Raw genomic sequence first — 24,418 nt, 5'->3', positions numbered from 1 at the left:
AGGGGCTCTCCCGGTTCAAATAAAACCAATTTTAACCTTCCTTTTAACCCGGCTAAGCCAAGGATGGCGCATCGGGTTCAATTAAGATCGGCAAGACATGTTGGCACATACGCAGGTTTTGACATTCCACGGCATAGGCGACCCTGCGGTACCTGTTACCTCGGCCGAGCGCAATTATTATGTGACGGTGGAAACCTTCCGGCGCACCATCGCTCGTCTTTCCGACCTCGAGCGGCAGCATGGCGTCTCAATTGAAGTCACCTTTGACGACGGCAATCTGTCGGACATCGCAACTGGTCTGCCCGCGCTGACCGACGCTGGCCGGATAGGCCGGTTTTTTGTCCTTGCCGGACGGATTGACACCGAAGGCTTTCTGAGTGCGGGCCAGATGCGCGAAATCGTGGCCGCCGGGTCGGTGATCGGAAGTCACGGTCACGATCACGTCGACTGGCGCAATCTGGATGAAGCCGGATTTCAGCGGGAGTTTTTTGACGCCCGCAAGAAAATCGAAGACGCGGTTGGTCTTCCCGTCACCGAAGCGGCCATTCCCTTTGGCGCCTTCGACCGGAACGTTTTGCACAGACTGAAAGACGCTGGATACAGCCGGATCTTCACCAGCACACCCGGTTTGGCTTATGGCAGCTCGTGGTTTTGTCCTCGCTGGTCGCCAACGGCGAGCTTCGATCCGGATATTGATATCGCGCCCAGACTTTCGATGAAGCAGAAATTCAAAAGTTCGCTGTATGCACTGGCCCGCCGTGGCCGGTACCGGATCTAGCCTCCAGGCATCAATCAGGTTTCTTGTAAAGTTCCGCCAGAGGGCGGCCAAAGACGGCGCGCAGCTTTCCCATGTTGAGCGAGAGTTTTTGCCGCATCCGGAAGGAGCGGGCCTTGTCGAACAGCCGAAAGGCAAGTGCCAGCGACCCGGCGATCCCGCATTTCGCCAGCGCTCCCAACGCGAACATCACATGCCAGAAAGGGTCGGGATGTCTGGCGAGGCGCATTTGGCCATAGCTCTGGCCTGCGCGCACAGCCCGGCTGAGGATGAAGTTCATCGAAAGACGTTCCTGCGGGACGTGTTCATGGGCAATCGCGTCGTCCGTGGCAAAAATGCGCGCGCCGCGTTCGGCGGCCTGGGCAAAAAAGATGGTGTCTTCGCCGCCTGTGCGGCCGTAAGCTTCGTCGAACCTCAGCTCCAGCGCGCGCACGAAATCGACGCGCACCAGCGTATTGCCACCCCGGCCTGTATAGAGCCTTTTGCCCCGGTGCCCCCAGTCCGTATAGAGTGGGTTCGCCCGGCGCAGCCAGTCGGGTGTGTTGTCGGGATAGACCGGCTTCACCGGACCGATCACCACGTCCGCGTTGAACTCTTTCTGGCAGTCGAAGAGTTTCACCAGCCAGTCGGGTTCTACCCATTCGTCATCATCGACAAAAATGAGCCAGCTGCCGTCTGCGGCATTCAGCAAAGCGTTGCGGGCGGTCGAGATATTGCCGCTGGCAACCGCCAGACAGGTCACATCCAGCGACTTGATAGGGTGGGCTGTCACGAGTTTCGCGGCTGCGCCGGATTTGGAATCGTCGGCCACCAGCACCTTTAAATCGACGCCGGCCGGCTTCGTCACCACAGCCAGTGAGCGGAGCGTATCGAGCAGGGTTTCACGGCCGATGCTGGCAATGGCGACGGAAACAGTTTCCATTCAGTCAAGGCTCCGATGAAGGTTGGAGGCAGTCAAAAGGATGTGACAAGCCCTATTCATGCACGAAAAGATCCTGCCGTATTATTAAACAATGGCTTAGGAAAAAGGCGCAATATGCGCCGGATTTGCAATAGTGCCCCTTCAACCCACGAATAAGCTGGAGCCAGCCTGCGACATGAACCGGCAAGGTTTCGATACCGCCACTGCAGCACAGGTCGCCGGAACGTCTCCACTGGCCATCCCGATCGCGTTCGACGGTCTAGCCGGCTACTTTCATCCAGCCAGCGGAAGCACCGCGATCCTGCTCCTCAGCCCGTGGGGATACGAAGAGCTGTGCTCGCGCAAGAGCTACAGGATGCTTGGCGAAAAACTGGCTGCTTCGGGCTATCCCTGTCTGCGCTTCGATTATCCGGCGACAGCGAATTCGCATGGCGACAGCGCAGAACTTGAAGACAAGTCCGCGTGGCGGAAGTCCGTGACACAGGCGCTTGCCGAACTCAGACGGCTGGTGAACCCGGAGCGTGTCGTCATGATCGGGCAGGGGATCGGGGCAGGTCTTGCAGCGACCCTCGCCGAAGGCGGGGAAGTTGCTGGGCAGGTCCTTCTGGCGCCGGTGGCCCAGGGCCGGGCCTATCTGCGCGAACTGGCGGCCTGGACGGCAATGACGCAGCCGACTTTCATGGTCAAGGCATCGGATGGCCCAAAGGGCGGACTGATGGCAGGCGGGTTCGTTCTGTCGGCCGCAACGGTGGACGAGGTCAAATCGATCAATCTCTTCAAGGCGCAATTGCCCTCAGGGTTGAAAACCTTGCTGGTGGAACGCAGCGGCCATCCAGGGGATCAGAAACTTGCGGACCATTTCACCGAAATGGGCCTGGCGGTCGAAACGCTGCCGTTTGAGGGGTACGCGGACTATGTGTCCGACCCGACGCTGTCCGTGCCCCCGCTGCAAACGCTTGAGCGGATCGTTACCTGGATGAAGGCCAGTTTCCCGGCAGGACAATTGCAGACAGCACCCGTGGCCGAAGGCACCGCCGTGTCCGAGCCCTTGCCGGATGTCGTCGAGGAAGCGCTGCGCTTCGGGCCGGACAAGATGTTCTTCGGCGTGCTGACGACACCGCTCGGCAAGGAGACGAAAACTGCCGTTGTCATCCTGAATTCCGGCTATGACCATTCCATCGGCTGGGCGCGTATGTCGGTCGGGTTTGCCCGCTCTCTTGCGGAATACGGCTGCGCGGTGCTGCGGATGGATCTGGCCGGTATCGGCGAGAGCAGCTATTGGCCGAACCAGCCAGCCCAGGTGCTTTATTCAGACAAGCAGCTTGATGATGTCAGGGCCGCAGTCGGTTTCGTCAAGGAACGTACCGGAGCGGAAACCGTTATCCTGTTCGGCCGTTGCAGCGGTGCCTATCTCGCACTTGTGGCGGCCTCTGACGATGAACGTGTCGAGGGTGCCTTCCTGGTCAACTCGCGCAGGCTGGTCTGGGATCCGGACGAAGACGTGGACAAGGCCATCCGCGAACCGATCCAGACGCTTTCCAGTTACGGGCGCAAGGCGATCGATCTGAACACTCTGAAACTTGTCGTATCTGGAGATATCAATCTGGTATCGGCCTTGAAAAAGGTGACGCGGGCCGCGAAGCTCAAGGCCGGCCGGAAGCTGGCGCCGGTTCTTGGAAGTCTTTCACGGCATCAGCGGCTGTTCAAAGTTCTGACGCGCCGTCTGAAGCATCTCGAGCAGCGGGGTGTGCCGCTTTGTCTTGTCTATAGCGACAATGACAGAGGGCTCCTGGAATTGCACAATTGGTTCGGCCCGGACAGGCGCGGTTTGAAAGACTATCCGAATATCAGGGTTGAAGCCCTGCCGGATGCCGATCACAACCTGACGCCGATTACCGCCCGCAAGCATATGTTCGCGCTGCTGAAAGACTTTGTCGTTGAGGTTCCCAGGTCGAAATCGAGCAAGTGACGGATGGGTGAGCTGGCGTCACGCGTATTTGCGGCGTGACGGTGGCGTGGTGCCTGTCATTGTTCGCACCAGCCCGGCGGGTCTGCCTTCTGCGATCGTCAGCAGATCACGGGACAGGATCGGCATCGAGATCTGATCTTCTTCCCGTTCGGCAACAGTCACCAGAAATTGCGTAGAAAGACCGGCAAGCGGATCGTCTTCTGCAAGTTGCGGCAAGGCAACGCCGTCGATGATCACGAGGTCATAGTCCCGCGCGATGTCGGCGAAATCGAAGGCTTCGCGGATGTTCATCCGATGGTGCTTGTACTTCGGCAATCCCGAAACCAGCGACAGGAAGGCGATATCGAGTTCGGCATAGTCGACGACCCTCTCACGCAATGTCCCGCCAAGATCATCCACGTCGTCGAGGCTCAGATCATGGCTGAGCATCCGTTGTTTCGGTTCGCCGTCGGCAAGAAGCACATGCAGCCCGCGCTGGGCAGCTCCGAGCGCAAGGGCAAGGGCCGCAATGGTCTGGCCATGGCCGAGGGCCGGGGAGGTCAGAAACACGATGCGCGTGCCGTTCTGAGCAGGGGCGTCCTGAATGGCCGAGACGATCTGGTCAACACCTTGACCAAACGCCCAGCCTGGTCCGTTTTCGTCGGAATAATACCGCTCGACCGCATCTTGCACGGCGGATACAGCGTCGGAGCTGAGCGGACGGACGCTGCCGTTTTCGTCGGTCTCCGTCAGCCAGGGCAACTCGCTGATCACCTGCAGGTCTGGCTCCGTCGTGGACGACAACCTGGACGGCGTACGTTTGCTTCTCGTCCGGGTGGCCGGCAGGTCTGATGAAGGGCGCGCATCGTAGGAGGCATCGACCCGTGTGACGACAGGCGCCACCGGCTGCACCGGGCCTGCCACAGCCATTGACGGCTCGGGTGTCTGCATGAATTCCGGCAACAGATGTTTTTTGGCGATGCGGATCGCTTCGCCGCCAACTGCGATTATCGTACCGAAGAGCACACCCAGAATGCCGGCCAGTATGACCATGATCTTGCGTTTCGGGTAGACCGGGCTCTCCGGTGGGATCGCCGGAGAAATGATGCGGGCATTGGGAAGGACCACCTGGTCGAGCTGCGAGATTTCCTTGGCACGGCTCAGAGCGATCTCATAAAGCTGCCGTGTGGCCTGTGCTTCAGTCTCCAGTTCGCGCAACCGGATGGAGGCTGCCTGATCGACGTCTGAGAGGTTTCGCGTGGAATCGAGCTGCTGCTCGAGCCTGGAAACCCGTTCCTGATTGACCTGGACATCGATACGCGTCGAATCCGCGATCCGCTTGATTTCGTCCCGGATGAGATTGCGCAGCCGCTCAAGCTGGGATCTGGATTGCACCACCGACGGGTGTGACGGCAGCAGATCGGCCATCAACTGGGCTTCCGTCCGTGCTGCAGTCGCATATTGCTGGCGAAGTGATGAGATCGTGGGGGAATTGACCACGTCTGCAATGGATTCCGCATCGACACCGCTTTTCAGCACCCGCTGGATCTCGTCGTATTTTGCGGTTGCTTCGGCCAGCGCCGCGCGGGCGTCGATCAGCCTGGAGTTCAGTCCGGTCAGTTCCTGACCCGTGAGCAGAGATCCCTCGTCGGAGTTCTGAAGCTTGTTGTCCGCGCGGAATTTCTGGATTTCTTCTTCAGCTTGGCGCAAACGGTCACGCAAATCCACCAGCCGGTCATCGATCTGGGAGGCAGCTTCGTCCGAGGCGAGATCGACCTGCCGTTTCTGGTCAGACAGGTAGCTTTCGGCAATCGAGTTTGCCAGAACGGCGGCTTGCACCGGAGAAGGCGATTCTGCTGAAATATTGATGACGAAGGTCTGGCCGACCCTCTTGACGATCGTTGCATCGGCAAGGGCTTCTACCGCCGCAGTCTCCTGCGCTTCAAGCGTCGCGGCGTCTTTCTTGGTGGCACCGAAGATCAGGCTCTTGAACTGGCTCAGGAGGCCCGGCTTTCCCTCTCCGAAATGAGGGTCTTCGGACAGGTTGTTCTCACGGGCGACCGGACGCAGCACGGTGTCGGAATGGATGACCGAAATCTGGCTGTCGATCACTTCCGAACCCTGTCCGGACCGGCTCGGGCGGTTCGGGTCATCAAACGGTTGGCGCACAGTTGGGTCGAAAAGGACCTGCGATGATGCGCGGAAGATTGGCGTGATGGTCAGCGAGTAGGCGGCAGTCAGAACGGCAAAGACAAGCGCGATGGCAGCGATGAGGAAGATACGGCGGCGCAGGACCTGAAAAATGGACAGGACGTCCAGGGCAATGGCATCGCGGCCTTGAGCCGACGTTCTATCGTAAGCCTGATTTTCTACCTGTCTGGGGTCCACAAAAAGTCACCTTTTCTCCTCGCGCGCACGCACCTTACTGCTTGTAAGCACTTATGGTTAGTGAACTGCTAATTTACGGCAACACTACGGTGCGTCGCTACCGAGGGGAAGGCTGCGGTTGTGCAGGATAAAGAGCGAGCTTTGGAGGGCAGGTCTATCGGTTGTTCCAGGTCCGGACCACCGCATGAGGGAGCAGCGCGGCGAGCAGAAAGATCAGCCAGTTCAGAGCGAATGACCTGAACCAGCTGCTTTCCAGCATGTTGTGACAGATCACGAAGAGCATGAGGGAATAGCAGAGAAAGGCGATCCTGGTGTCCAGGGCAACGACCCGGGCTGCGGAAAAAAGAGCCGTCAGGACAATCAGGAACAACAGCGAAATGCCGGCAATGCCCAGTTCCAGCATGACGTCGAGATAACCGTTGTGCGCCTGGATCAGCAAGATGACGAAACCCGGGGCTTCGCGGAAGGCAATTGAATCGGAGCCTGTCGCCCAGAACGAGGCATAGCCCTGGCCCAGGAAAGGGGATCTCGAAATCACGTCAGTGACGAAAGCCCAGATGAACGTCCGGCCTGTGTAAGTCTCGTCGTTGAACAGGAACAGCGACAGATCCGAAAAGCCATACCTTGTGAGAAGCGACAGGAACGTCAACAGAACGGCCCCGGTCACGGCCCCGAAGATCAGCAGCACGGCCGCATTTATCCGCAAGAGAAAGGCCATCCCGACTGCAACATAGGCGATGGCCGGCATGAGAACCGCCAGCCCGAGGGACGTTTTCGACTGGCTGAGAACCAGCAGGCCAAAGGCGAAGGCCGAAATGATGAGCATGCCGAACCGCCTCAGCAGTCCGCGAGACATCAGGAAGCCGTAGAGGTTGAACATCAGCGCCAGAGCCATCACGGCACCGAGATTGTTCTTCTGGGTATAGATGCCCGCATGGCCGATCGGTGTAGGTGGAAGAACGACGACAGCAACCGCGTTGAGCAGAACGACCGTATTCATCAGCAGCATCAGACGTCTGAGCAGCGTGCGCGCATCATCCGTAAAAGAGACCGAAATCACCAGGCTCAACACGATGATGATTTGCAGAACCACACGGCGAAACGCAATGCCGGGCGCATGAGACCAAAGCACGCTCGTAACCGCGAGCAGCAGATAGAGGAGGAGGAGCCAGATAAGCGGGCTTCGCAGCACCGTGAACGTGTTGAGCAGGCGCCGTCCCGCAGACACAAGCACGAGCAGAAACAGGCAGATCCAGAAGAGCTGGTTCAGCGCGTTGGATTTCGACGCACTGATGTTGGCAGCAGTATCTTCCCCGCCGGAGGACACCAGGACAAACGGGCTGATGAGCATCGGATAGGCGAGCAGCAGGACCGGAATCCAGTTGAAAATCCTGTCCAGCAATGTCTGCCTGTGCAACACGGCCTGTGGCCCGGACTGTTCAACGGGGTGAACTGTCAAATCCCAGTCTCCAGATCGATTACGACTGCGGAACCTGCGCTCCGGTCCGGAAGGACCTCAGCCTTCAAGTCAGTCACTAGGCATGATTCGCAGCCACCGGCTCAATCTACCAGCCGCCTTTTCGCACAGTCGACTTAAAATCCGGCACTGGCCGCACCTGTGTGACGGTTGGGACTCACAACGCGTCGGCGTTCAATCCCAAGGCGTCGACCATTCCCGGCTCGACGGTTCTCTTGACGTTGTCGGTCATCAGGCCGAAGCCTTCGTAATAGTCCCAGAGGGCCCAGCCGAAGCCGCGGTCTTCCACGACGGTTCGCACGTCCTTGATCCACGCGAGCCGGCTGCCGTCGTCCGGCAAGCCCTGCGGCGGACGGATGGCGCTGAACTCGCCAAGTACGATCTGGTCGGGGGCGATGCCGTGTTTGTCCGCCCATTGCGAGATCGTGTCGAACCGGCTTTCGATGAAGGCCCGGTCGGGTTTCTGGCGTTTGTAGTAGTCCCGGACGACGTCCATCGCCTTGTCGAAGGCATAATCGGGAACGTCGACATCAGCCGCCTTCAGGGCCGCGATATGCTGCCGGGTCCTCTCTGCTGCAATCTCCACGTTGCCCGCTGTCCACGGATAGCTGAGTCCGGCGATATAGCGCAGCGGGTCCAGCACCCAGGGCAGAGACTGGTGGGTGAAAAGGAAGGGCTCGTAGAAATGGAAGTCGATGATGATCTTGTCGTCGTAACCATCCATGCTCATGTATTCGAGGCCTTCCAGAGAACGCCAGCAACCCGGTGTCAGCACAATCGGCAGATCGGGGGCAACACTGCGCACCCTGTCGTAGAGCTGTTTCTGAGACACCGACCAGTCCTGTCCGTCCTCCCGGAAGCAAACGCCCTGCGGCTCGTTCATCAGTTCCAGCGCGACCTTGTCCGTCGGCAGATCGCGGATCCGTTTGGCCACATCTTCCAAGAGATCGGCGTAGGCCTGAAAGCGGGGGCCGGGAGCGTCCTTCAAGATGTCGACAGGGGCCCACTCCGTTAGGTAAGTCGCCGGATGTATGTCGACCATCACGGCAAAACCGCTGTCCAGCAGGCGAACGGTGATGGACTTCATATCGTCCAGCAAAATGCGGCGTTCGCTGTCCGTCGCCGCCAGAAAGACGCCGGCATCAATCGGAAGGCGAATGAAGTCGAACCCGAGGGCACGAAGTCTCTCAAGCTCGGCATCGGAAACTTTTGAAAGTTCGCCCTGAAACGGCGGCCAAAGATATTTTCCCGGTCGTTTCGGGTCGCGGTAGGCGAAGCTTTGCAGACGGGAGACGTTGACGCCACGCTTGAACTTGGGGATCGAAACGGTGGCTTCCGGCGCTGCCTGGACACCGGCGGCAATGGCGTTCTGACGTTCATCCAGATAGAGAAAACCGGCCGCAAAAACGAGCAAAGCCACGCCAAAGGCAATCGCGGTCAGCCAGGACCAGAGGCTCGGCTTTCTTGCAGTCACATGCGGCTCCGTTGCTGAGCGGGATTCAGGATGGCTTCCAGATCCTGACGGTAACTCTCGAGGATCATCGCAGGGTTGAACCGGTCGTGCAAGATTTGCTCACTGGCCACAATCTGGTTGCGATAGTGATCAGACTTTTCGGCCAGATCCGTGAAAGCTGCAGCTATGCCGGCAACATCGCCGGGCTTCACGCCGATACCGACGTCAATGTCGTCCAGATAGCCATCGATGCCCGTGTCCTTGCCATAGATTATCGGCAGTCCGGCAAACAATGCTTCCAGATAGACCATCCCGAAGGTCTCGTTGTAGCTGACCAATGCCATGGCCAGATAGTTCGGCAGAACCTCGAACAGGGTCTTGCTGTCCATGGGACCGAGGATCTCAACGCTGCCGCCGAGACCCAGGTCGGCAATTTCTTTTTGGGCAGCCTCGACCGCCTCCGGACTGCCGGGACCGATCAGATCCAGACCGATGCCGGGATGTGCTTTGCTGAAGGTGGCAAAGCCCTGCAACAGGTCTGACATCCCCTTCCGCTTTCGCATATCCAGATCGAAGACGCTGACGAACCTGGGAATTGGATCCTTCACCGGTACCTTGCTCGTCGAGTTGCCGACGATGTTGGGAAGCAGTCTTTCCTTCTCCGGCTGTTCTGGAACATACCGGTGGTAGGTATCCCGGAACCAGGCGGAGATATGATAGATCTTGTCAGCACGCGCCGCGATGCGGCGCATCAGGTTGCGGTAGGTCGGCTTGAACAACAGAACCTTGCGCTCGGATTCGCCACGAACGGAAACGAAGAGCCGCGTATCCGGTCCGAACCGTTCCACCAACCATAATCCGGCAATGCCCTCGAACGAGAGCTTGTGCGCATGGACGAGGGCTGGCGTGCCATGCTCCGCCTGCATTGTCTTCAGGACGTGCCGCGCGACGCGGCGCATCGCCATGGCGAGACCGAAACCCATTGGCATGCCGAAGTAACGGTAGGAGTAAAGCCGTACGCCCTTGTCTTCACCGCAATCCATGAAGCTGGCCTTCCAGGGCAGACTGGTTCTGTCCATGGTCACGACTACGTGCCTGCCGTAATCCGTGCCGGTGACCAGACGCTGGATCGCCGTGGTTCTGCGGTGAAATTGCTGCGGATTAGGGTAGTCGGCGCTCAGATGCAGGATGAGGGGGGCTGCGGTGTCCGCTTCACTGAATTCAGTCCGTGTGTCCATAATTTCCCCCGCAACGAAAGTCAGCGGCAGAACGATTGCGCCGCGCACATCGGATTTTGAATTCAACGAGACGAAAGAAGGCCCGCCAGCGTGTCAAATCGTCAATTCCGGGGCAAACTTCCATCATCACGTTTCAATAAAGAGTGAATGGCACCACGCAACGGACCTGAGGCCACCGTTCCGCAGCGTGTGAGAAAATCAATATCGAACAATCGACAAAAATAACTAACTTTAAACATCGGATCGGCACAGTGCCGGCGTGCAGACCTTCAGGCAATGTCCCGTTCCTTTGATGTCAGGAACGCGTCTTGCCAGCAAATGGCAGAGGGAAACTGCAGGGGAGAAAGATGAATGCCGGACAGGAACGACGAAGACAAGGATGCCAGAGCGCTCGGTGCGCAAAGCTTCGGCTTGAAGAACAGGCTGTTCCGCATTCTCTGGGGGATCGTCTGGTTTCTTCTGGCGTCCTGGACGCAACCTCTGCATGGTTGGCGCCGGTGGCTGCTGCGCCGGTTCGGCGCTACCGTCGGGCAGGGGGTTTATGTCGCTCCTTCCGCCCGGATCTGGCATCCGGGAAATCTCATTCTGGAAGACTTCGCCGCCATCGCTGACGGCGCGGACATCTACAACATGGGGCCTGTCACCATCGGCCGATACGGTGTCGTCTCCAAGCGCGCGCACATCTGCGCCGGTACGCATGACATCAACGACGACAAGTTCCTGCTGATCGCAAAACCCATCGTTCTGGAAGCCTATAGTTGGGTTGCCGCGGAAGCCTTTGTCGGTCCCGGGGTTCGCGTCGGTGAGGGGGCCGTTCTGGGAGCGCGAGCGGTCACGGTAAAGGACCTGGCACCCTGGACCGTTTATGCCGGTAATCCCGCCAAGGCGCTCAAGGAGAGGCTGCGCTTTGAACGCAACGACGTGCCGAAGCGGGGATGGCGAGAGCCGCTGGAGACCGTTGACTGATTTTCTCGCCCAATCTGGATCGCCCGGGAGAATTAAATATCGGTAACTACGCACTTTCTAACGGCTATATTTACAACTGCTTAGAGACAAATCGGCTATTGCTCGAATGCGCGCGCCGCTGATGTGAACAGGGCAAAAGCATTGGTGAGACTGGGATCGGAATGCTGGCAAGAGATTTCGAAAGTGAATTGCTGGGGAGCCGGATCGAAGCAACCGCCATCGGTCCGTTTGCCATCGGGCGCCTGCGCTCCCGGGATGCGATTCAACTTGTCGAGTCGGCCGTGCTGAAGCGCCGGAAACTCGATATTGCCATCTGCAACGCCCATACGCTTCTGTCTGCTCTGGACGACCCGCGGTACGCCGCAACGCTTCAGAAGATGACGCTCCTGAACGATGGCATCGGGATCAGCCTCGCCAGCAAGCTGCTGAAGGAAGAGCCGTTTCCGGAGAACCTGAACGGTACGGATCTGATCCCGCAAATGCTCGCCAACATCGGCATTCCCCTGCGGATCTATCTGCTCGGAGCCAAGGAAGAGCAGGTCAGGTGTGCCAAGGAGCACATCGAGATCGCCTATCCGAAACACCATGTGGTCGGGTATCGGGACGGTTATTTCTCGCAGGATGAGATCGATGGCCTGTGCGAGGGTATCAACGCCGCAAATCCGGACCTGCTGCTGGTCGCCATGGGCAACCCCCGGCAGGAGAATTTCATCGTGGAGAACCGGGCTGCCTTGTCCGTTCCGGTCGCGATCGGGGTGGGGGCACTGTTCGACTTCATGTCGGGCGCTGTTGTCCGCGCCCCGAAGATTGTCCAGGCCGCAGGTCTGGAATGGCTTTTCCGTCTGCTGCAGGAACCACGACGTCTTTTCCGCCGGTATGTAATCGGCATTCCGCGCTTTCTGTTTGCGCTGATGAAAATCAGATTCTCAAGATCCGGAAGCTCGCGTTAATCCCTGCTTTCAAGGATCAGCCTCAACCGGTCGACGAGGGCTGCAACCGTCGGAGCGGTTTCGGCGTCAGGAAGCTGGGGCCGGGCGATCATGATGACGGGAAGCTTCAACTGCCGAGCCGCCTCGATCTTGGCAAAGGACCGACTGCCGCCACTGTTCTTCGTGACCACATGCGTGATGTCCCTGTCCTGAAAAAGCGAGATTTCCTCCTTGGTGGATGCCGGTGGACGAGACAGGAGCAGTTCCCAGGAACTCGGTAACGGGGCTGGCGGAGGCTCGATCATCCTTGCGAGGCCGAAAATATCGGAGCGATGGGTAAAGCGCTCGATCTCCTTGCGGCCGATCGCCAGGAAAGCACGCGCACCGGCTGGCAGAGAAACGGCCGCCTCGTCCATGGAGGCGACATGTGTCCAGCGGTCGCTTTCGACTGGGTGCCAGCAGGGCCGTTCCAGCCGTAGCAACGGTATGTTGAGCCTTTTGGCAGCTTCGGCAGCATTTCGGCTCATCTGGGCGGCGAACGGATGGGTCGCGTCGACAACAGCCGTAATTTTTTCCTGCCTCAGGTAAGCCTGCAGACCTTCGACGCCGCCAAAGCCGCCGACCCGGGTGGTCACGCCAAGGTCTGGCAAGTCACGAACCACCCCGGCAAAGGACGCGGTCAAGCGCCATTCCGGAAATGTCTCCGCCAGGGTTTTGCCAAGCTGCCGGGCTTCACTTGTCCCGGCAAGGAGCAGGACATGATTGGCCTCAGCGGTCAAAGCCGGTTTCCCCCAGCACCTTGCCTTGCCGATCGGTGATCAGCACTTCCACATCCACCGGGGCATCGCGCAGGATCTGGCGGACAGCCGTCTTCGTTCGGCGGGCAAGCGGGCCACTCAGATCGATGCCGGCCGCCAGGGAGGCGTCCAGCACTTCCTTGGCCGTATTGGCCGAAGCTGCCTTTTCGATAAGGTTTGTGGGCGCGTTTTCCTGCCGCAGAAGATCCTGCAGGAAGGAAAAATCGACGGAACTGCGAGCCGAATGCAGGTCGAGCGCTCCCTGGGCCAGCTTGGTGAATTTCGCAAAGCCGCCGGCCAGTGTCAGCCGGTCGACCGGATGACTGCGCAGGTATTTGAGCAAACCACCGGCGAAGTCGCCCATATCGAGATAAGCGGTTTCATCGAGCTCGTAACGGGCCTTCACCGCATCTTCGGAACTGGCGCCGGTTGCGCCGACCACATGGCCAAGCCCGACCGCGCGGGCAACATCGACCCCCCGGTGAATGGACGCGATCCAGGCCGCACAGGAGAACGGACGAACAATGCCGGTCGTGCCCAGGACGGACAGTCCACCCAGGATGCCGAGCCGGGGGTTCATCGTCTTGAGAGCGAGCTCTGCTCCGCCTTCGATCGAGACGGTTATCTCGACATCGCCGGCACCGCCATGCTGCTTGGCAACCTCTTCGATTGCCGTTCGCATCATCAGGCGTGGAACCGGATTGATGGCAGGTTCTCCTGGCGGGATCGGCAGACCGGGTCTTGTGACGGTGCCGACGCCATCTCCGGCCTTGAAGACCACCCCGGTGCCCTTCGGCAACAGGCTGACAGTCGCGCTGACCAAGGCGCCATGGGTCACGTCGGGATCGTCGCCCGCATCCTTGATGATGGCTGCTGACGCTGTTGTTCCTGAAAGGGCGTGTCGGGTGAGGGCAAAGGCAGTCGTTCCACCCTTGGGCAGGGTGATTTCGACCGGATCCGGGAAACCGCCGGTCAAAAGGGCTTGATACGCCGCCTTGGCAGCCGCTGTCGCACAGGCTCCTGTCGTCCAGCCCCGCCGCAGCTCTTTTGGCTCTTCCTTCGACATGCTCTTTCTATAGACGATCAATTTCCGCTTTGTGCATATTAGTTTATGTGCGCGATGAAATGTCGTTTTCGCATCGTTTTTGATCGCCGAAGCGCTTGGCGTTGCCGGGCCACACGGGTAAACAGGAACCATGATTGGTAACGACGACCACAACAGATTGCCAGAGGGTGTGCCGGGAGGCCTTCCGGTGTTCGAGCCCGGCTGGGTTTGGCTTGCGGGCGCCGGGCCGGGCGATCCGGGCCTTCTGACACTGCATGCGCTCAATGGTCTGCGTCAGGCCGATGTCGTGGTCTTTGATGCTCTTGTCGACCAGAGCATTCTCGCCTGGGTCAAACCGGGAGCCGTGACGGACTATGCGGGCAAACGCGGCGGCAAGCCGAGCCCGAAGCAGCGCGACATTACGCTGAAGCTGATCGATTACGCCCGCCAGGGCAAGCGCGTGCTGCGCCTGAAGGGGGGCGATCCCTTCGTCTTCGGCCGGGGAGGTGAGGAAGCGCTCGGCCTGGTCGAGGCCGGTGTACCATTCCGCATTATTCCGGGCATCACCGCCGGTATCGGCGGTCTCGCTTACGCGGGCATTCCCGCAACACACCGCGATTGCAATCAGGCGGTTACCTTCCTGACCGGCCATGATCAGACGGGCCTCACGCCCGATGCGATCAACTGGGACGGGATCGCCAAGGGCTCTCCAGTCATTGTCATGTATATGGCGATGAAGCATCTCGACGTCATAGCCGGCAAACTGATTGCCGGTGGACGATCTGTGGATGAGCCTGTGGGAATCGTGTGCAATGCCTCCCTTTCGGGCCAGGACGTTCTGGAAACCACGCTTGGCCGCTGCGCTATCGAGGCGAAGGCCGCCGGCATCGAACCTCCGGCAGTCGTCTGTGTCGGGGAAGTCGTCCGGTTGCGCAAGGGGCTCGACTGGCTCGGCGCCCTGTCCGGCAAGGTGCTCGACAGTGATCCGCTAGGCATCCGTGTAGCGCACCGTACTGCCGATGCCGGCTGACACTGCCAAGGCAAATGCCAGGGGCGTACTGATCGCGGCACCGTCCTCAGGGGCCGGCAAAACCACGCTGACACTTGCACTGCTGCGCGCACTGAAGTCCTCTGGGAGCACGGTGACCTCGGCCAAATCGGGCCCGGATTATATCGATCCGAAATTCCACGAAGCGGCGAGCGGAACGCCCTGTATCAATCTCGATGCCTGGGCGATGGATCAGACAACGTTGCAGTCGCTGGCAGGCCGCCAGGCTGAAGGGTGTGATATTCTCGTGGTCGAAGGCGCCATGGGGCTGTTTGACGGGGCGACCAGCGGCAAGGGCTCGGCAGCCGATCTGGCGGCAACCCTGAAACTGCCGGTGGTTCTTGTCGTGGATTGCGGCAAGCAGGCTCAGTCTGTCGCAGCGCTTGTTCACGGCTTTCAAAGCTTCCGAGCGGACATCACCCTTGCAGGCGTCATCCTCAACCGGGTTGGCAGTCCGCGTCACGAAGCCATGCTGCGTACGGCTCTGGCGCCCCTTGAGATCGATGTTCTGGGGGCCTTGCCGCGCGCGCAGGATCTTGTCCTGCCGGAACGCCACCTCGGTCTCGTCCAGGCAGGCGAACACCCGGAGCTGGAAGCCTTTCTGGAAAAGGCGGGAGAGATTTGCGCCCGGCACATCGACCTGAACCGCCTGAACGCCTTGGCTGCACCTCTTGCGACCACCGCGCATGCTGAGGACAAGCTGCCCGCACCGCTCGGTCAGCGCATATCCATCGCGCGGGACGTCGCTTTCGCCTTTTCCTATCCGCATATGCTGGAGTTCTGGCGAAGGCAGGGGGCAGAGCTCCACTTTTTCTCGCCGCTGGCCAATGAAGCACCGGCTCCGGATGCCGATGCAGTCTTTCTGCCCGGTGGTTATCCGGAGCTTCACGCCGGAATGCTTGCCGCAGCCGATACGTTCAGAGCCGGTATCTTGAACGCCGCCAGCACAGATTCGCTGATCTATGGCGAGTGCGGCGGCTACATGACCCTCGGCGGAGGCATGGTTGATGCCGAAGGCACCCGTCATGAAATGCTGGGACTGTTGCCTGTGGAGACTTCGTTCCAGATCCGCAAGCGCCATCTCGGCTACCGGAAGGCCACAGCGCTCGGTGGCTTGCCGTGGCAAGGGCCGCTGTCGGCCCACGAATTCCACTATGCGTCCATAGTGTCGGAAGGCGGGGCGGAGCGGCTGTTTTCAGCGGAAGATGCCGAAGGAACCGAACTGGCGCAGATGGGGCTGCGCTCCGGATCGGTCATGGGCTCCTTTGCCCATGTCATCGCGCTCGCCTAAATCACCTCAAGCACGACCAGCTCGCAAGAGACATCTTCCTTGGTGTGATAGGGACTGTGGGTGATTTCCAGCGTCCTTGTCTTGCCGTCCTTTTCCAGCTTTTCGACTTTGGCCTTGAAGCCGTCGGCTTCCCAGGCGCTATCGCGCACTGTCAGGACGATGGGAGCGCCCGGCTTGGCAATGCGCAGCAGTTCGTCGATCCCTTTCGGACCCACATGGCCATTCGTGAAGACGCCTGCGCTGACGATGCCATCATAAACGTTGTCATCAATGCCTGAGAGCGGGGCCATCATGTCGGCCTGGGACAGATTGCGGTAAATCCCACGGCTGCGCGAATGCTCCAGCATCGCCGGTGTCAGATCGATGCCGTCAATCGTCAGGGCGGAATTGCGACTGTTCAGCTCGCTCCCGACAAGGCCGGTGCCGCAGCCGGCGTCCAGCACGAGGGCAGTTTCCGGCACGCGCTTGACCAGGGCTTCCGCTGCAATCCTGGGACCGACATAGCCGATGGCCTGAAGCAGATCGTCGTCGTAGGTGTCTGCCCAATCCGCGTAAAAGTCGCGAATGGCGTCGGGATCGCCGGTCAGAGAAATCGCCTGTTTCAGAAGTGGATTTTCGTCGTGCATGGCGCGCTCCTGTGTGAATTGAGTCCTCACCCTAGGCGAGGGCAGGAGCGCGATGCAAATGACCGCTCACGGTCAGGCAAACCATCGCTCGAGAAACCTGCAAAGCATTCAGTGACCTCCTACACGCCGATGGCAGCAGGCCGTGGAAGGTCGCGAAGCTACACTTTTCCGTCGGTTCCTCAGGCCTTTGCCTTCTTTTTCGGGCGCAAAACATGCACGTGGTCGGCATCGTACAAGGCACTGTCGCGGAAATCGGCTGCAGGTTTCAGGGCATGGCCGACGAAAATAAGCGCCGTGCGGGTGATTTTGGCCGCGCGCACCTCTGAGGCAATCGTCGACAGGGTGCCGTGGATAAAGGCTTCGTCCGGCCAGCCGACACGGTAGGCGACGATCACCGGGCAATCGGCACCGTAATGCGGCGTCAACTGGCGCTCGACTTCCCGCAGGTTCCGGATCGACAGGTGGATTGCCAGCGTCGCACCGCTCTTGCCGAGCGTGTCCAGATCCTCGTTGTTCGGCATGGCCGAGGATTTCATCGCCGTGCGGGTGACGATGATGGTCTGGGCAACTTCCGGAATGGTCAGCTCTGTCTTGAGTGCGGCCGCCGCCGCGGCAAAGGCCGGGACCCCTGGCGTGACGTCATAGTCGATGCCGAGTGCATCCAGCCGGCGCATCTGTTCCGCGGTTGCGCCATAAATGGAAGGGTCACCGGAATGAACCCGGGCGACGTCCTGACCCTTTTCATGGGCGGCTTTGATCTCGTCGATGATGTCGTCTAGCGTCATCGGGGCCGTGTCGATCACCCGTGCATCTTCGGGAGTCGCGGCGACAATCTGTTCCGGCACCAGCGAACCCGCATAGAGGCAGACCGGACAGGACTGGATGAGTTTCAGGCCGCGCACGGTGATGAGATCGGGATCACCCGGTCCGGCGCCAATGAAATGAACGGTCATGATTTGTCATCCGTTTCGAGAATGTCGGAAATGTCGGTCGTTGTGTCTTCTGCCTGGGCCATAGCCGGTGGCGGGGCTGGCGGTGCAACCGGTTCTGCCGCTTTCGGGGCGTCGATCCGCTTGGCATAACCGCGCGGCGTATAGACAAAGGGCTTGCCGTCACCACGCATGACCGTGCGTGTGTTGGTTGACCCGACCAGAACGGTGGTCAGCATATCGACATCGTCGACGCTGAGTGCATGCAGGCTGGTGACCCGAATGGTTTCTTCCGGCCGTCCGAGATTGACGCCGAGAATGACCGGTGTCGCTGCCGAACGGTGTTCCAGCAGGATATCCTTTGCGGCGGCAAGCTGTGTGCGGCGGCGCTTGGACACCGGGTTGTAGAAGGCAATCACGAAGTCGCCCTCGGCGGCTGCCCTCAGACGCCTTTCGATCATCTCCCACGGGGTGAGAAGATCGGACAGCGAGATCGCGCAGAAATCATGGCCAAGCGGCGCGCCGATGCGGGCCGAGCAGGCCTGAAGGGCGGAAATGCCCGGCGCGTTGGTAACGCTGACACGTTTGGCGGCATCCGATACGCCGCCATATTCCTCATTCCGGTGTAACAGCTCATAAACCAGTGACCCCATGGCATAGATGCCGGCATCGCCTGAGGAAATCAGCGCGACATTCTTGCCCTTTCCGGCTTCTTCCAGGGCAAAGCGGACCCGGTCCTCTTCCGCACCAAGCGGGAAGTTGTGGTGGGTCTTGCCGGTGATGTGCTGGTCTACGATGTCGAGATAAAGTGAGTAGCCGACAACGTCGGTTGCCTCGGCCAGAAGTTTGGTGGCCTCCGGTGTGCGCCAGTCGTCCTTGCCCGGGCCAATGCCGATGACCGACAGATGCCCGCGAGCCCGGCCGACCGCGTCGCTGTCGATCCATTTCGGAGATCGGGCAATGGCACAGGTCGCGTTGTCGGTTTTCTGCTTTTCGACCTTCAGGGTGCCGAACGCGCCGGCGGCGGCAAGGGCAGCCCCTTCCGAGACGCCGTAACAGCCGACTTCCTTGAAAACGACAGGAGAGGGGTTCTTCAGCCGCGGTGTCTCGCGCTGCAGGTCTTCTGCGGAAAAGACCCGCAGCGGCACATCCAGATGCTCGGCGAGAGCATTGACGGCGGCTTCATCCGCCTTGAGGTCGATGGTCGCGACACAGGCGACAGAGCCCTTGGCAATGTTGGCTCCCGCCAGCTCCGTCTCCACCAGTTCTATCAGTTCGGCCGCATCGCAGCCGCGCGCGCAACCGACGCCGACTGCATAGCGCTGCGGGTGGTAGACCAGACGCGTCGGGCCTGCTTCTTCCGGATGTTCGGTTGCCGACAGCGTGATGGCGGCATCGTCTGCCTGCTGCAGCTTGGCCTCTTTCAGCCAATCGGCGCGGCCTTCCAGGCGGACGGGAGCGCCGGAGAGCAGCTCGGCCATTATCGGCTTGGCATCTTCCGGATTTGCAAGACGCCAGCCGCGGGGAGGGGCGTCGAGCGCGACACCAAGCTTGGTGTCACCTGCCGTCGTGATCGCCGCATGCCCACCGAGAGCGCTGGCCAGAAGCTTGGCCAGTTCGTTGGCTCCGCGATGCCCGCCGAGAAGCGGCACGACACTCTTGCCGTCCTCCGAAACCGCGATCACCGGCGGTTCGGTTGTCTTGTCGGACAGGACCGGCGCAAGCGCCCGGATCAGAATGCCGCTGGCGCAGAAACCGACAATCGGGTGGCCTGCCTGAAACAGCAGGCGGATATGGTCGATCGTTTCGTTGAACTGCGTGTCCGCCGTCGGCACACGCCCGGCAAGCCCATGGATGCGGGCGGTTGAAAACCGTCTGGCGATCACTTCGGCAGCGGCAAGGCCGGCCTGGTTCAGGACGAGTAGGATGGGGGAAGCGTCCACGCTTCTTCTCCCTTGTAGATGAGGATCATGGAAAAATAGGGGGCGGTGTCGGTCTCAAGGTCGATGAGCCGATGAACCTTCTGTTCCGGCAGGCTAGCACGTTCCACGTAACCGGCCTTTTCCAGCAGCCCCATGTCGGAAAGCAGGGTCTTCAGCCGTGTCAGGTGACGGCCGACCTTCATGATGGCAACCGCCTGGGCTTCTTCGATCTTGCGGCGGATGTCGGCATCCGGAAGTGGGCCGGGAATGACGGTCAGCACATCGTTGCGTGCCGTCAGCGGCCGCCTGAGTCGGGCGGCGCAGGCTGTCAGCGAGGTGACCCCGGGAACGATCTCGATCGTGAAACGGTCGGAAAGCCGCTCGAACAGATACATGAAGGAGCCGTAAAAGAAGGGGTCTCCCTCGCACAGGGTCACGACATCCTCACCGCTTTCCAGAACGGCGGCGATCTCTTCGGCCGCCTTGTCGTAGATCTCCTGCGCCGGAAACCGGTCGACCCGCATCGGCACGACAATCGGAATTTCCCGAACGCCGTCCGGGATCGCGTCAGCGGCAATCGAACGGGCAAAGCTTTCGCCGGAATCGGGCGCGGGGTAGGCGATCACCTGGGCGCTGGCGATCAACCGGTGCGCCTTCAGGGTCATCAGTTCCGGATCGCCCGGGCCAAGGCCGATGCCATAGAGGGTGCCACTCATGATTTGGTCAGGCTCCACTGCGTCACGGGCATCAACGGGCGCCATCCGGTCAAGCCGCCGATGGCGCTTGCCCGGTGAACGGAAACTTTCTTCAAGGTGCCTCCATGAGACTGATAGGCGGAGAGGAGTATGGCTTCGCTCTCCAAAGTCACTGCATTGGCGACAAGACGTCCGCCTCGGTCGAGCGCGGCAAGGCACGCATCGATGACACCTGGCGCTGTCAGGCCGCCGCCAATGAAGATCGCATCCGGCTGCGGCAGATCCTCAAGACCTTCAGGCGCGTTGGCGTCCAGCAGCTTCAGGTGTGGAACACCGAGGGCAGCGGCGTTTTCAGTCGCCATCTGCCGGCGTTCAAGATGGGGTTCCAGGCCGATGGCCCGGGTCCGGTCGGCGGCCCGCAGCCATTCGATGGCAATCGAACCGCAACCCGCACCCACATCCCAGAGAAGCGCGCCGGGATGAGGTTTCAGCTCCGCCAGCGTAATGGCGCGGATGTCCTGCTTGGTCATCTTGCCATCGTGGCGAAAGGCGTCATCCGCCAGGCCTGGTGTCCGGGCGCGGAACCGCAGCCCCGGGTTAGCAACCAACTCCAGCGCAAGCGTGTGAAAATCGGCAACCTCGGCAGACCAGTTTTCAGCAGTGCCCTCGACGCGCCGTTCCTTGGTGCCGCCCAGATGTTCCAGAACGGTCATCCGGCTGCGTCCATACCCTTCATCAGCCAGAAGATCCGCCACCTGACGGGGCGTATCCGCATTGCTGGTAAGGCACAGGATCCGCGCTCCCGGATAAAGTGAGGCCCGCAGCAGATCGACAGGCCGGCCGTGAACCGACAGGCAGTCGGTGTCCTGCAGCGCCCACCCCATGCGCGCCGCTGCCAGTTGAAAGGCAGACGGCGAGGGCAGCACGATCAGTTCGTGCGCGGAAAAATGTTTCAGCAGGGACGAGCCGATGCCGAACCACATGGGATCGCCCGTCGCCAACACCGCGACGCGCTTCTGCCTGAGTGCGGCCAGATCATCAAAGACGGTCGCAAAGGGGCTGGGCCAGGTTCGCTTCTCGGCGGTAATCTCGCCGGTCAGGTCCAGGTGGCGGGCGCCGCCATAAACGATGTCAGCACCTGCCAGGGCATCTGCACCGCCTTCCGCCAGAACACCATCCTCGCCCAGGCCGACCAGAGTCAGCCAGGGATGCTTGTCTGCCCCGGAGGTCATTTGTCCTCCAGACGATACGGTTTGATCACCGGTTTTACCGAAAGATCCTGCGGTTTGCCGTCAATGCTTTGCGACACTTGCCGGGCACCGCGCGAGCGATGATGGACTGGCTGGTCGCCACTGCCTTCAGCTGGGGCCTTCGCGGAGCCACTCGGCTGGGACAGGAACCCGCGCGAGCGCAGAGGCTTTTTACCACCCACGGATTTCAATCCGGGTGACTTCTGATCGTCTTTCGGGAAATCCGCCGCCATCTTACGCTTCCTCCGGCAGACCGGCGGCAAGCGCGTTGACCGCGGCCGCAGCCATGGCGGATCCGCCCCTGCGGCCCCGCACGGCCAGGAAAGGCAGCTTGAAGGGATTGGAGATCAGGGCTTCCTTGGATTCGGCCGCACCCACGAAGCCGACAGGAAAGCCCAGAACCAGCGACGGTTTTGGCCCGCCGGCGGCGATCATTTCAAGCAGGTGGAAGAGGGCAGTCGGCGCATTGCCAACGGCAACAACGGCGCCTTCCAGCCTGTCGCGCCACAGCTCCACCGCAGCGGCAGAACGCGTCGTGCCAAGGTTTTTGGCAAGTTCCGGAACCGCGGGATCGTTCAAGGTGCAAACCACGTCGCAGCCAGCGGGAAGACGGGAGCGAATGAGACCATGCACCACCATTTCCACATCGCAGAACACAGTGGCGGACCGCGCGAAGGCGTCTTGCGCAGCCGACAGAATATCTTCCGACCAGGCCAGATCCTGCGGCAGGTCCGTCATGCCGCAGGCGTGGATCAGCCGCACCGTCACCGGTTTCAGCCCGTCGGGAAGATGAGACAGCTCTGCTTCCGACCGTACGATGGAAAAGGACTGGCGATAGATCGCCGCCGGGTCCTTTTCATAGTCGTAGGACGGCATGGTTTCGGTGCTCACGGCAGCCTCAGTCTCCGCGGTTCAACGACCGGGGGCCGTGCGGATGGTCTGCGTGGGGGTAGGGATGGTGGTGGTGATCGTGACCATGCTCATGCCCGTTCCCATGGCCGTGGCTGTGCCCATGTGCATGCTCGTGCGAATGATCATGAGAGTGGCCATGGTGATGCGCATGATCGTGACCATTGTCATGGGAATGATCATGATGATGGTGGACATGGTCATGGTGATGATGATGACCGCCCGCCTGGACCTTTTTTTCGCAGGCTCCGGTGCAGATCTCGTCGCACAACTGGCATTCCGCTTCCGAGCCGAGGCCTTCCACGTGGTGGTGATGGCTTTCTTGCGCCAGACCTACTTCTGCCTCGAAGCCGAGCACCTGTTCGCGGTACTTGCACATCTGGCAATTCATCAGGTTGGCGCCCTGCAGGATCTCCTGCACCCGATCGGCCATCGTGTCGATCACCTGCGGGTGGTCGTTCAGATAACCGGCTTTCAGGAACTCGATCTCGGGATGTTTGGCGGCGACTTCGTCCGTGGTCGAATAGATCCGCTGCACCAGAACGCCGGTGAACAGGAAATAGGGGAACACGATGACGCGCTTGTAGCCGAGCTTCGCCGCATGTTCGAGACCGGGACCGACCAGCGGGAAGGTGACGCCGGAATAGCAGGTTTCCGCCCAGCCGAAACCGAAGCCTTCCCACAGCAAGCGGGTGATTTTGGAGACGTTGGAGTTTGCGTCCGGATCGGAAGCGCCCCGTCCGACCACCATCAGCAACGTTTCGTGCAGCGGCACGTCGCTGTCGGCGGCGTCGATTGCCTCCTGCACACGGGCGGCGGCGGCTTTCACCATGCGTGTGTCGACGGCCAGTTCGCGGCCATAGGAGATCGTCATCTCAGGATGCATGGCCTGATAGGTGTTCAGGACCGAGGGAATGTCGTTCTTGGCGTGACCTGCGGCAAACAGCATGCCCGGTACGGCCAGAACACGAGTGCAGCCGGCTTCGCGCAGCTTGTTGAGGCCATCATGAATCACCGGGTTGGCGAATTCCAGATATCCGTATTCCACCGGCCAGTCCGGAAAACGGGCCGTCAGGCCTTCCGCCAGCTGGGCAAATTGTTTCACAGCACCCTTGTTGCGGCTGCCATGGCCGCAGATCATCAGTCCGAGTTTTTCGCTCATTGAGCCGCTTCTCCGGCAGTCTCGTCGTCTTCCGGACGGGCTTCTTGCGCGTCTTCGGCTTTTTTCTGCTTCTTGTCTTTGAGGGCGATGATGCCGGCGACGAGCGCGGCACCGGCAAGGGCTGCGACCCCGACCCAATGGGAATGACCGGCGAGTTCGCCAAGATGGCCGCCGTGGGCAAAGGCGGAGGTTGGCAGCATGGCCGCGAGGCCTGCAAGGATGGTCCGACTGATCATGTCTCTCCCCAGTGGCTTATGCCGGATCGGCAGCGTGGCAATAGGCGTCGGGAAGAATGAAAGCAAACACGCGCAAAAGCCGGCCGGGCCGGGTGATCTGCTGATGCCTTGGACAGCTCCGACCTTGGTCCCCTGTTTGGGTCAACCTCATCCGGAATCGCTTTCAGTCCCTCCACGGGACGCCGTCAGGTGGCGGCACCTTAGGGGAGTGGCCATAGCGGATCAAGCATGAAAGCGACATCCTTTGGCACGAGGCAGCCATGGCCGCGAACCCGCAGAAGCACAGTTTGCTTGTCTGGCTTGGCAAGAACCGGTTTGTTGCTGTCATCCCTTTGGTTGAGTGAGCACCGGTCTTTTTTCTGGGGCAAGCGCGGCGTCTGAGAAAGCACGTGTATACAGGCCTCGGCAACCG

General features: G+C 60.4%; 22 protein-coding genes. 6 read left to right on the top strand and 16 right to left on the bottom strand.

Annotated features, from left to right (window positions below; translation table 11 throughout):
- The first annotated feature begins 97 nt into the window (after positions 1-97).
- Positions 98-778, top strand: a complete 681-nt coding sequence (locus V1T76_RS00785) for a polysaccharide deacetylase family protein (RefSeq protein WP_330558721.1) — start codon at positions 98-100, stop codon at positions 776-778.
- A gap of 10 nt (positions 779-788) precedes the next feature.
- Here the strand turns inward: V1T76_RS00785 and V1T76_RS00780 are convergent, their stop codons facing one another.
- Entirely contained in the window at positions 789-1,697 is a 909-nt protein-coding gene (locus V1T76_RS00780) for a glycosyltransferase family 2 protein (RefSeq protein WP_330558720.1), read from the bottom strand.
- Between the two features lie 175 nt (positions 1,698-1,872).
- On the opposite strand from V1T76_RS00780, the gene V1T76_RS00775 reads away from it, so the two are divergent.
- Positions 1,873-3,666, top strand: a complete 1,794-nt coding sequence (locus tag V1T76_RS00775; protein WP_330558719.1) for an alpha/beta hydrolase — start codon at positions 1,873-1,875, stop codon at positions 3,664-3,666.
- A gap of 18 nt (positions 3,667-3,684) precedes the next feature.
- On the opposite strand, the gene V1T76_RS00770 is transcribed toward V1T76_RS00775, so the two are convergent.
- The 4 genes from V1T76_RS00770 to V1T76_RS00755 form a co-directional block, all read right to left on the bottom strand.
- Positions 3,685-6,033, bottom strand: coding sequence for a GumC family protein (locus V1T76_RS00770; protein WP_330558718.1), 2,349 nt, complete (start codon positions 6,031-6,033; stop codon positions 3,685-3,687).
- A 154-nt stretch (positions 6,034-6,187) separates the two neighbouring features.
- Complete coding sequence (locus V1T76_RS00765; protein ID WP_330558717.1) at positions 6,188-7,492, bottom strand: O-antigen ligase family protein; 1,305 nt, start codon at positions 7,490-7,492, stop codon at positions 6,188-6,190.
- Between the two features lie 175 nt (positions 7,493-7,667).
- Positions 7,668-8,984 carry a glycoside hydrolase family 5 protein gene (locus V1T76_RS00760; protein WP_330558716.1) on the bottom strand — a complete coding sequence of 439 codons (1,317 nt, stop codon included), beginning with the start codon at positions 8,982-8,984 and terminating at the stop codon, positions 7,668-7,670.
- Positions 8,981-10,201: a glycosyltransferase gene (locus V1T76_RS00755; RefSeq protein ID WP_330558715.1), complete on the bottom strand. Its 1,221-nt coding sequence runs from the start codon at positions 10,199-10,201 to the stop codon at positions 8,981-8,983. Before V1T76_RS00755 ends, V1T76_RS00760 begins: the two co-directional genes overlap by 4 nt.
- A gap of 351 nt (positions 10,202-10,552) precedes the next feature.
- Here V1T76_RS00755 and V1T76_RS00750 point away from each other — a divergent pair, with 351 nt between their 5' ends.
- Both V1T76_RS00750 and V1T76_RS00745 read left to right on the top strand, forming a co-directional pair.
- Positions 10,553-11,167, top strand: a complete 615-nt coding sequence (locus tag V1T76_RS00750) for a putative colanic acid biosynthesis acetyltransferase (RefSeq protein WP_330558714.1) — start codon at positions 10,553-10,555, stop codon at positions 11,165-11,167.
- Between the two features lie 161 nt (positions 11,168-11,328).
- Complete coding sequence (locus V1T76_RS00745) at positions 11,329-12,117, top strand: WecB/TagA/CpsF family glycosyltransferase (RefSeq protein ID WP_330558713.1); 789 nt, start codon at positions 11,329-11,331, stop codon at positions 12,115-12,117.
- Here V1T76_RS00745 and V1T76_RS00740 read toward each other — a convergent pair.
- The gene (locus V1T76_RS00740; RefSeq protein WP_330558712.1) at positions 12,114-12,875 is read right to left on the bottom strand and encodes a cobalt-precorrin-6A reductase; all 762 of its coding nucleotides are present in this window, start codon (positions 12,873-12,875) and stop codon (positions 12,114-12,116) included. The two genes, V1T76_RS00745 and V1T76_RS00740, sit on opposite strands and share 4 nt — an antisense overlap.
- Positions 12,865-13,959, bottom strand: a complete 1,095-nt coding sequence (locus V1T76_RS00735; RefSeq protein WP_330558711.1) for a cobalt-precorrin-5B (C(1))-methyltransferase — start codon at positions 13,957-13,959, stop codon at positions 12,865-12,867. Before V1T76_RS00735 ends, V1T76_RS00740 begins: the two co-directional genes overlap by 11 nt.
- 130 nt (positions 13,960-14,089) lie before the next feature.
- On the opposite strand from V1T76_RS00735, the gene cobA reads away from it, so the two are divergent.
- Both cobA and V1T76_RS00725 read left to right on the top strand, forming a co-directional pair.
- Positions 14,090-14,968: a uroporphyrinogen-III C-methyltransferase gene (cobA, locus tag V1T76_RS00730; RefSeq protein WP_330558710.1), complete on the top strand. Its 879-nt coding sequence runs from the start codon at positions 14,090-14,092 to the stop codon at positions 14,966-14,968.
- Positions 14,958-16,277, top strand: a complete 1,320-nt coding sequence (locus V1T76_RS00725; protein ID WP_330558709.1) for a cobyrinate a,c-diamide synthase — start codon at positions 14,958-14,960, stop codon at positions 16,275-16,277. The genes cobA and V1T76_RS00725 overlap by 11 nt, the downstream gene beginning before the upstream one ends.
- Here V1T76_RS00725 and V1T76_RS00720 read toward each other — a convergent pair.
- The 9 genes from V1T76_RS00720 to V1T76_RS00680 all read right to left on the bottom strand — a co-directional run bounded on the left by V1T76_RS00720 (position 16,274) and on the right by V1T76_RS00680 (position 24,006).
- On the bottom strand, positions 16,274-16,903 hold the full coding sequence (locus V1T76_RS00720) for a class I SAM-dependent DNA methyltransferase (RefSeq protein ID WP_330558708.1): 630 nt from the start codon (positions 16,901-16,903) through the stop codon (positions 16,274-16,276). The genes V1T76_RS00725 and V1T76_RS00720 overlap by 4 nt on opposite strands.
- Before the next feature lie 179 nt (positions 16,904-17,082).
- A complete protein-coding gene (gene cobM / locus V1T76_RS00715) occupies positions 17,083-17,856 on the bottom strand; it encodes a precorrin-4 C(11)-methyltransferase (RefSeq protein WP_330558707.1) in 774 nt (257 codons plus the stop codon).
- Complete coding sequence (gene cobJ / locus V1T76_RS00710; protein WP_330558706.1) at positions 17,853-19,775, bottom strand: precorrin-3B C(17)-methyltransferase; 1,923 nt, start codon at positions 19,773-19,775, stop codon at positions 17,853-17,855. Before cobJ ends, cobM begins: the two co-directional genes overlap by 4 nt.
- Positions 19,745-20,470, bottom strand: coding sequence for a precorrin-2 C(20)-methyltransferase (cobI, locus tag V1T76_RS00705; protein ID WP_330558705.1), 726 nt, complete (start codon positions 20,468-20,470; stop codon positions 19,745-19,747). The genes cobJ and cobI overlap by 31 nt, the downstream gene beginning before the upstream one ends.
- Positions 20,467-21,681 (bottom strand): precorrin-6y C5,15-methyltransferase (decarboxylating) subunit CbiE, encoded by a 1,215-nt coding sequence (cbiE, locus tag V1T76_RS00700; RefSeq protein WP_330558704.1) that lies wholly within the window; start codon positions 21,679-21,681, stop codon positions 20,467-20,469. The genes cobI and cbiE overlap by 4 nt, the downstream gene beginning before the upstream one ends.
- Positions 21,678-21,932, bottom strand: a complete 255-nt coding sequence (locus tag V1T76_RS00695; protein WP_330558703.1) for a hypothetical protein — start codon at positions 21,930-21,932, stop codon at positions 21,678-21,680. The genes cbiE and V1T76_RS00695 overlap by 4 nt, the downstream gene beginning before the upstream one ends.
- A gap of 1 nt (position 21,933) precedes the next feature.
- Positions 21,934-22,575 (bottom strand): precorrin-8X methylmutase, encoded by a 642-nt coding sequence (locus V1T76_RS00690; RefSeq protein WP_330559395.1) that lies wholly within the window; start codon positions 22,573-22,575, stop codon positions 21,934-21,936.
- A gap of 22 nt (positions 22,576-22,597) precedes the next feature.
- Positions 22,598-23,770 carry a sirohydrochlorin chelatase gene (locus tag V1T76_RS00685; protein WP_330558702.1) on the bottom strand — a complete coding sequence of 391 codons (1,173 nt, stop codon included), beginning with the start codon at positions 23,768-23,770 and terminating at the stop codon, positions 22,598-22,600.
- Positions 23,767-24,006, bottom strand: coding sequence for a DUF6732 family protein (locus V1T76_RS00680; RefSeq protein WP_330558701.1), 240 nt, complete (start codon positions 24,004-24,006; stop codon positions 23,767-23,769). The genes V1T76_RS00685 and V1T76_RS00680 overlap by 4 nt, the downstream gene beginning before the upstream one ends.
- Between the last annotated feature and the right edge of the window lie 412 nt (positions 24,007-24,418).

Origin of the sequence: Roseibium sp. FZY0029, assembly GCF_036350355.1 — a bacterium.
In the GTDB taxonomy this organism is placed as follows: Bacteria; Pseudomonadota; Alphaproteobacteria; order Rhizobiales; family Stappiaceae; genus Roseibium.
The sequence above is the reverse complement of the archived record's forward strand: the minus strand, read 5'-3'. Positions and strand labels throughout refer to the sequence as shown.

Bases quoted from the DNA above. Each gene is read 5' to 3' on its own strand.
- V1T76_RS00735 (WP_330558711.1), bottom strand. From the start codon at position 13,959: ATGTCGAAGGAAGAGCCAAAAGAGCTGCGGCGGGGCTGGACGACAGGA.
- cobA (WP_330558710.1), top strand. From the start codon at position 14,090: ATGATTGGTAACGACGACCACAACAGATTGCCAGAGGGTGTGCCGGGA.
- cobI (WP_330558705.1), bottom strand. From the start codon at position 20,470: ATGAGTGGCACCCTCTATGGCATCGGCCTTGGCCCGGGCGATCCGGAA.
- V1T76_RS00725 (WP_330558709.1), top strand. From the start codon at position 14,958: ATGCCGGCTGACACTGCCAAGGCAAATGCCAGGGGCGTACTGATCGCG.
- V1T76_RS00680 (WP_330558701.1), bottom strand. From the start codon at position 24,006: ATGATCAGTCGGACCATCCTTGCAGGCCTCGCGGCCATGCTGCCAACC.
- V1T76_RS00785 (WP_330558721.1), top strand. From the start codon at position 98: ATGTTGGCACATACGCAGGTTTTGACATTCCACGGCATAGGCGACCCT.
- V1T76_RS00755 (WP_330558715.1), bottom strand. From the start codon at position 10,201: ATGGACACACGGACTGAATTCAGTGAAGCGGACACCGCAGCCCCCCTC.
- V1T76_RS00745 (WP_330558713.1), top strand. From the start codon at position 11,329: ATGCTGGCAAGAGATTTCGAAAGTGAATTGCTGGGGAGCCGGATCGAA.
- V1T76_RS00750 (WP_330558714.1), top strand. From the start codon at position 10,553: ATGCCGGACAGGAACGACGAAGACAAGGATGCCAGAGCGCTCGGTGCG.
- cbiE (WP_330558704.1), bottom strand. From the start codon at position 21,681: ATGACCTCCGGGGCAGACAAGCATCCCTGGCTGACTCTGGTCGGCCTG.
- V1T76_RS00685 (WP_330558702.1), bottom strand. From the start codon at position 23,770: ATGAGCGAAAAACTCGGACTGATGATCTGCGGCCATGGCAGCCGCAAC.
- cobM (WP_330558707.1), bottom strand. From the start codon at position 17,856: ATGACCGTTCATTTCATTGGCGCCGGACCGGGTGATCCCGATCTCATC.
- V1T76_RS00720 (WP_330558708.1), bottom strand. From the start codon at position 16,903: ATGCACGACGAAAATCCACTTCTGAAACAGGCGATTTCTCTGACCGGC.
- V1T76_RS00695 (WP_330558703.1), bottom strand. From the start codon at position 21,932: ATGGCGGCGGATTTCCCGAAAGACGATCAGAAGTCACCCGGATTGAAA.
- V1T76_RS00775 (WP_330558719.1), top strand. From the start codon at position 1,873: ATGAACCGGCAAGGTTTCGATACCGCCACTGCAGCACAGGTCGCCGGA.
- V1T76_RS00690 (WP_330559395.1), bottom strand. From the start codon at position 22,575: ATGCCGTCCTACGACTATGAAAAGGACCCGGCGGCGATCTATCGCCAG.
- V1T76_RS00780 (WP_330558720.1), bottom strand. From the start codon at position 1,697: ATGGAAACTGTTTCCGTCGCCATTGCCAGCATCGGCCGTGAAACCCTG.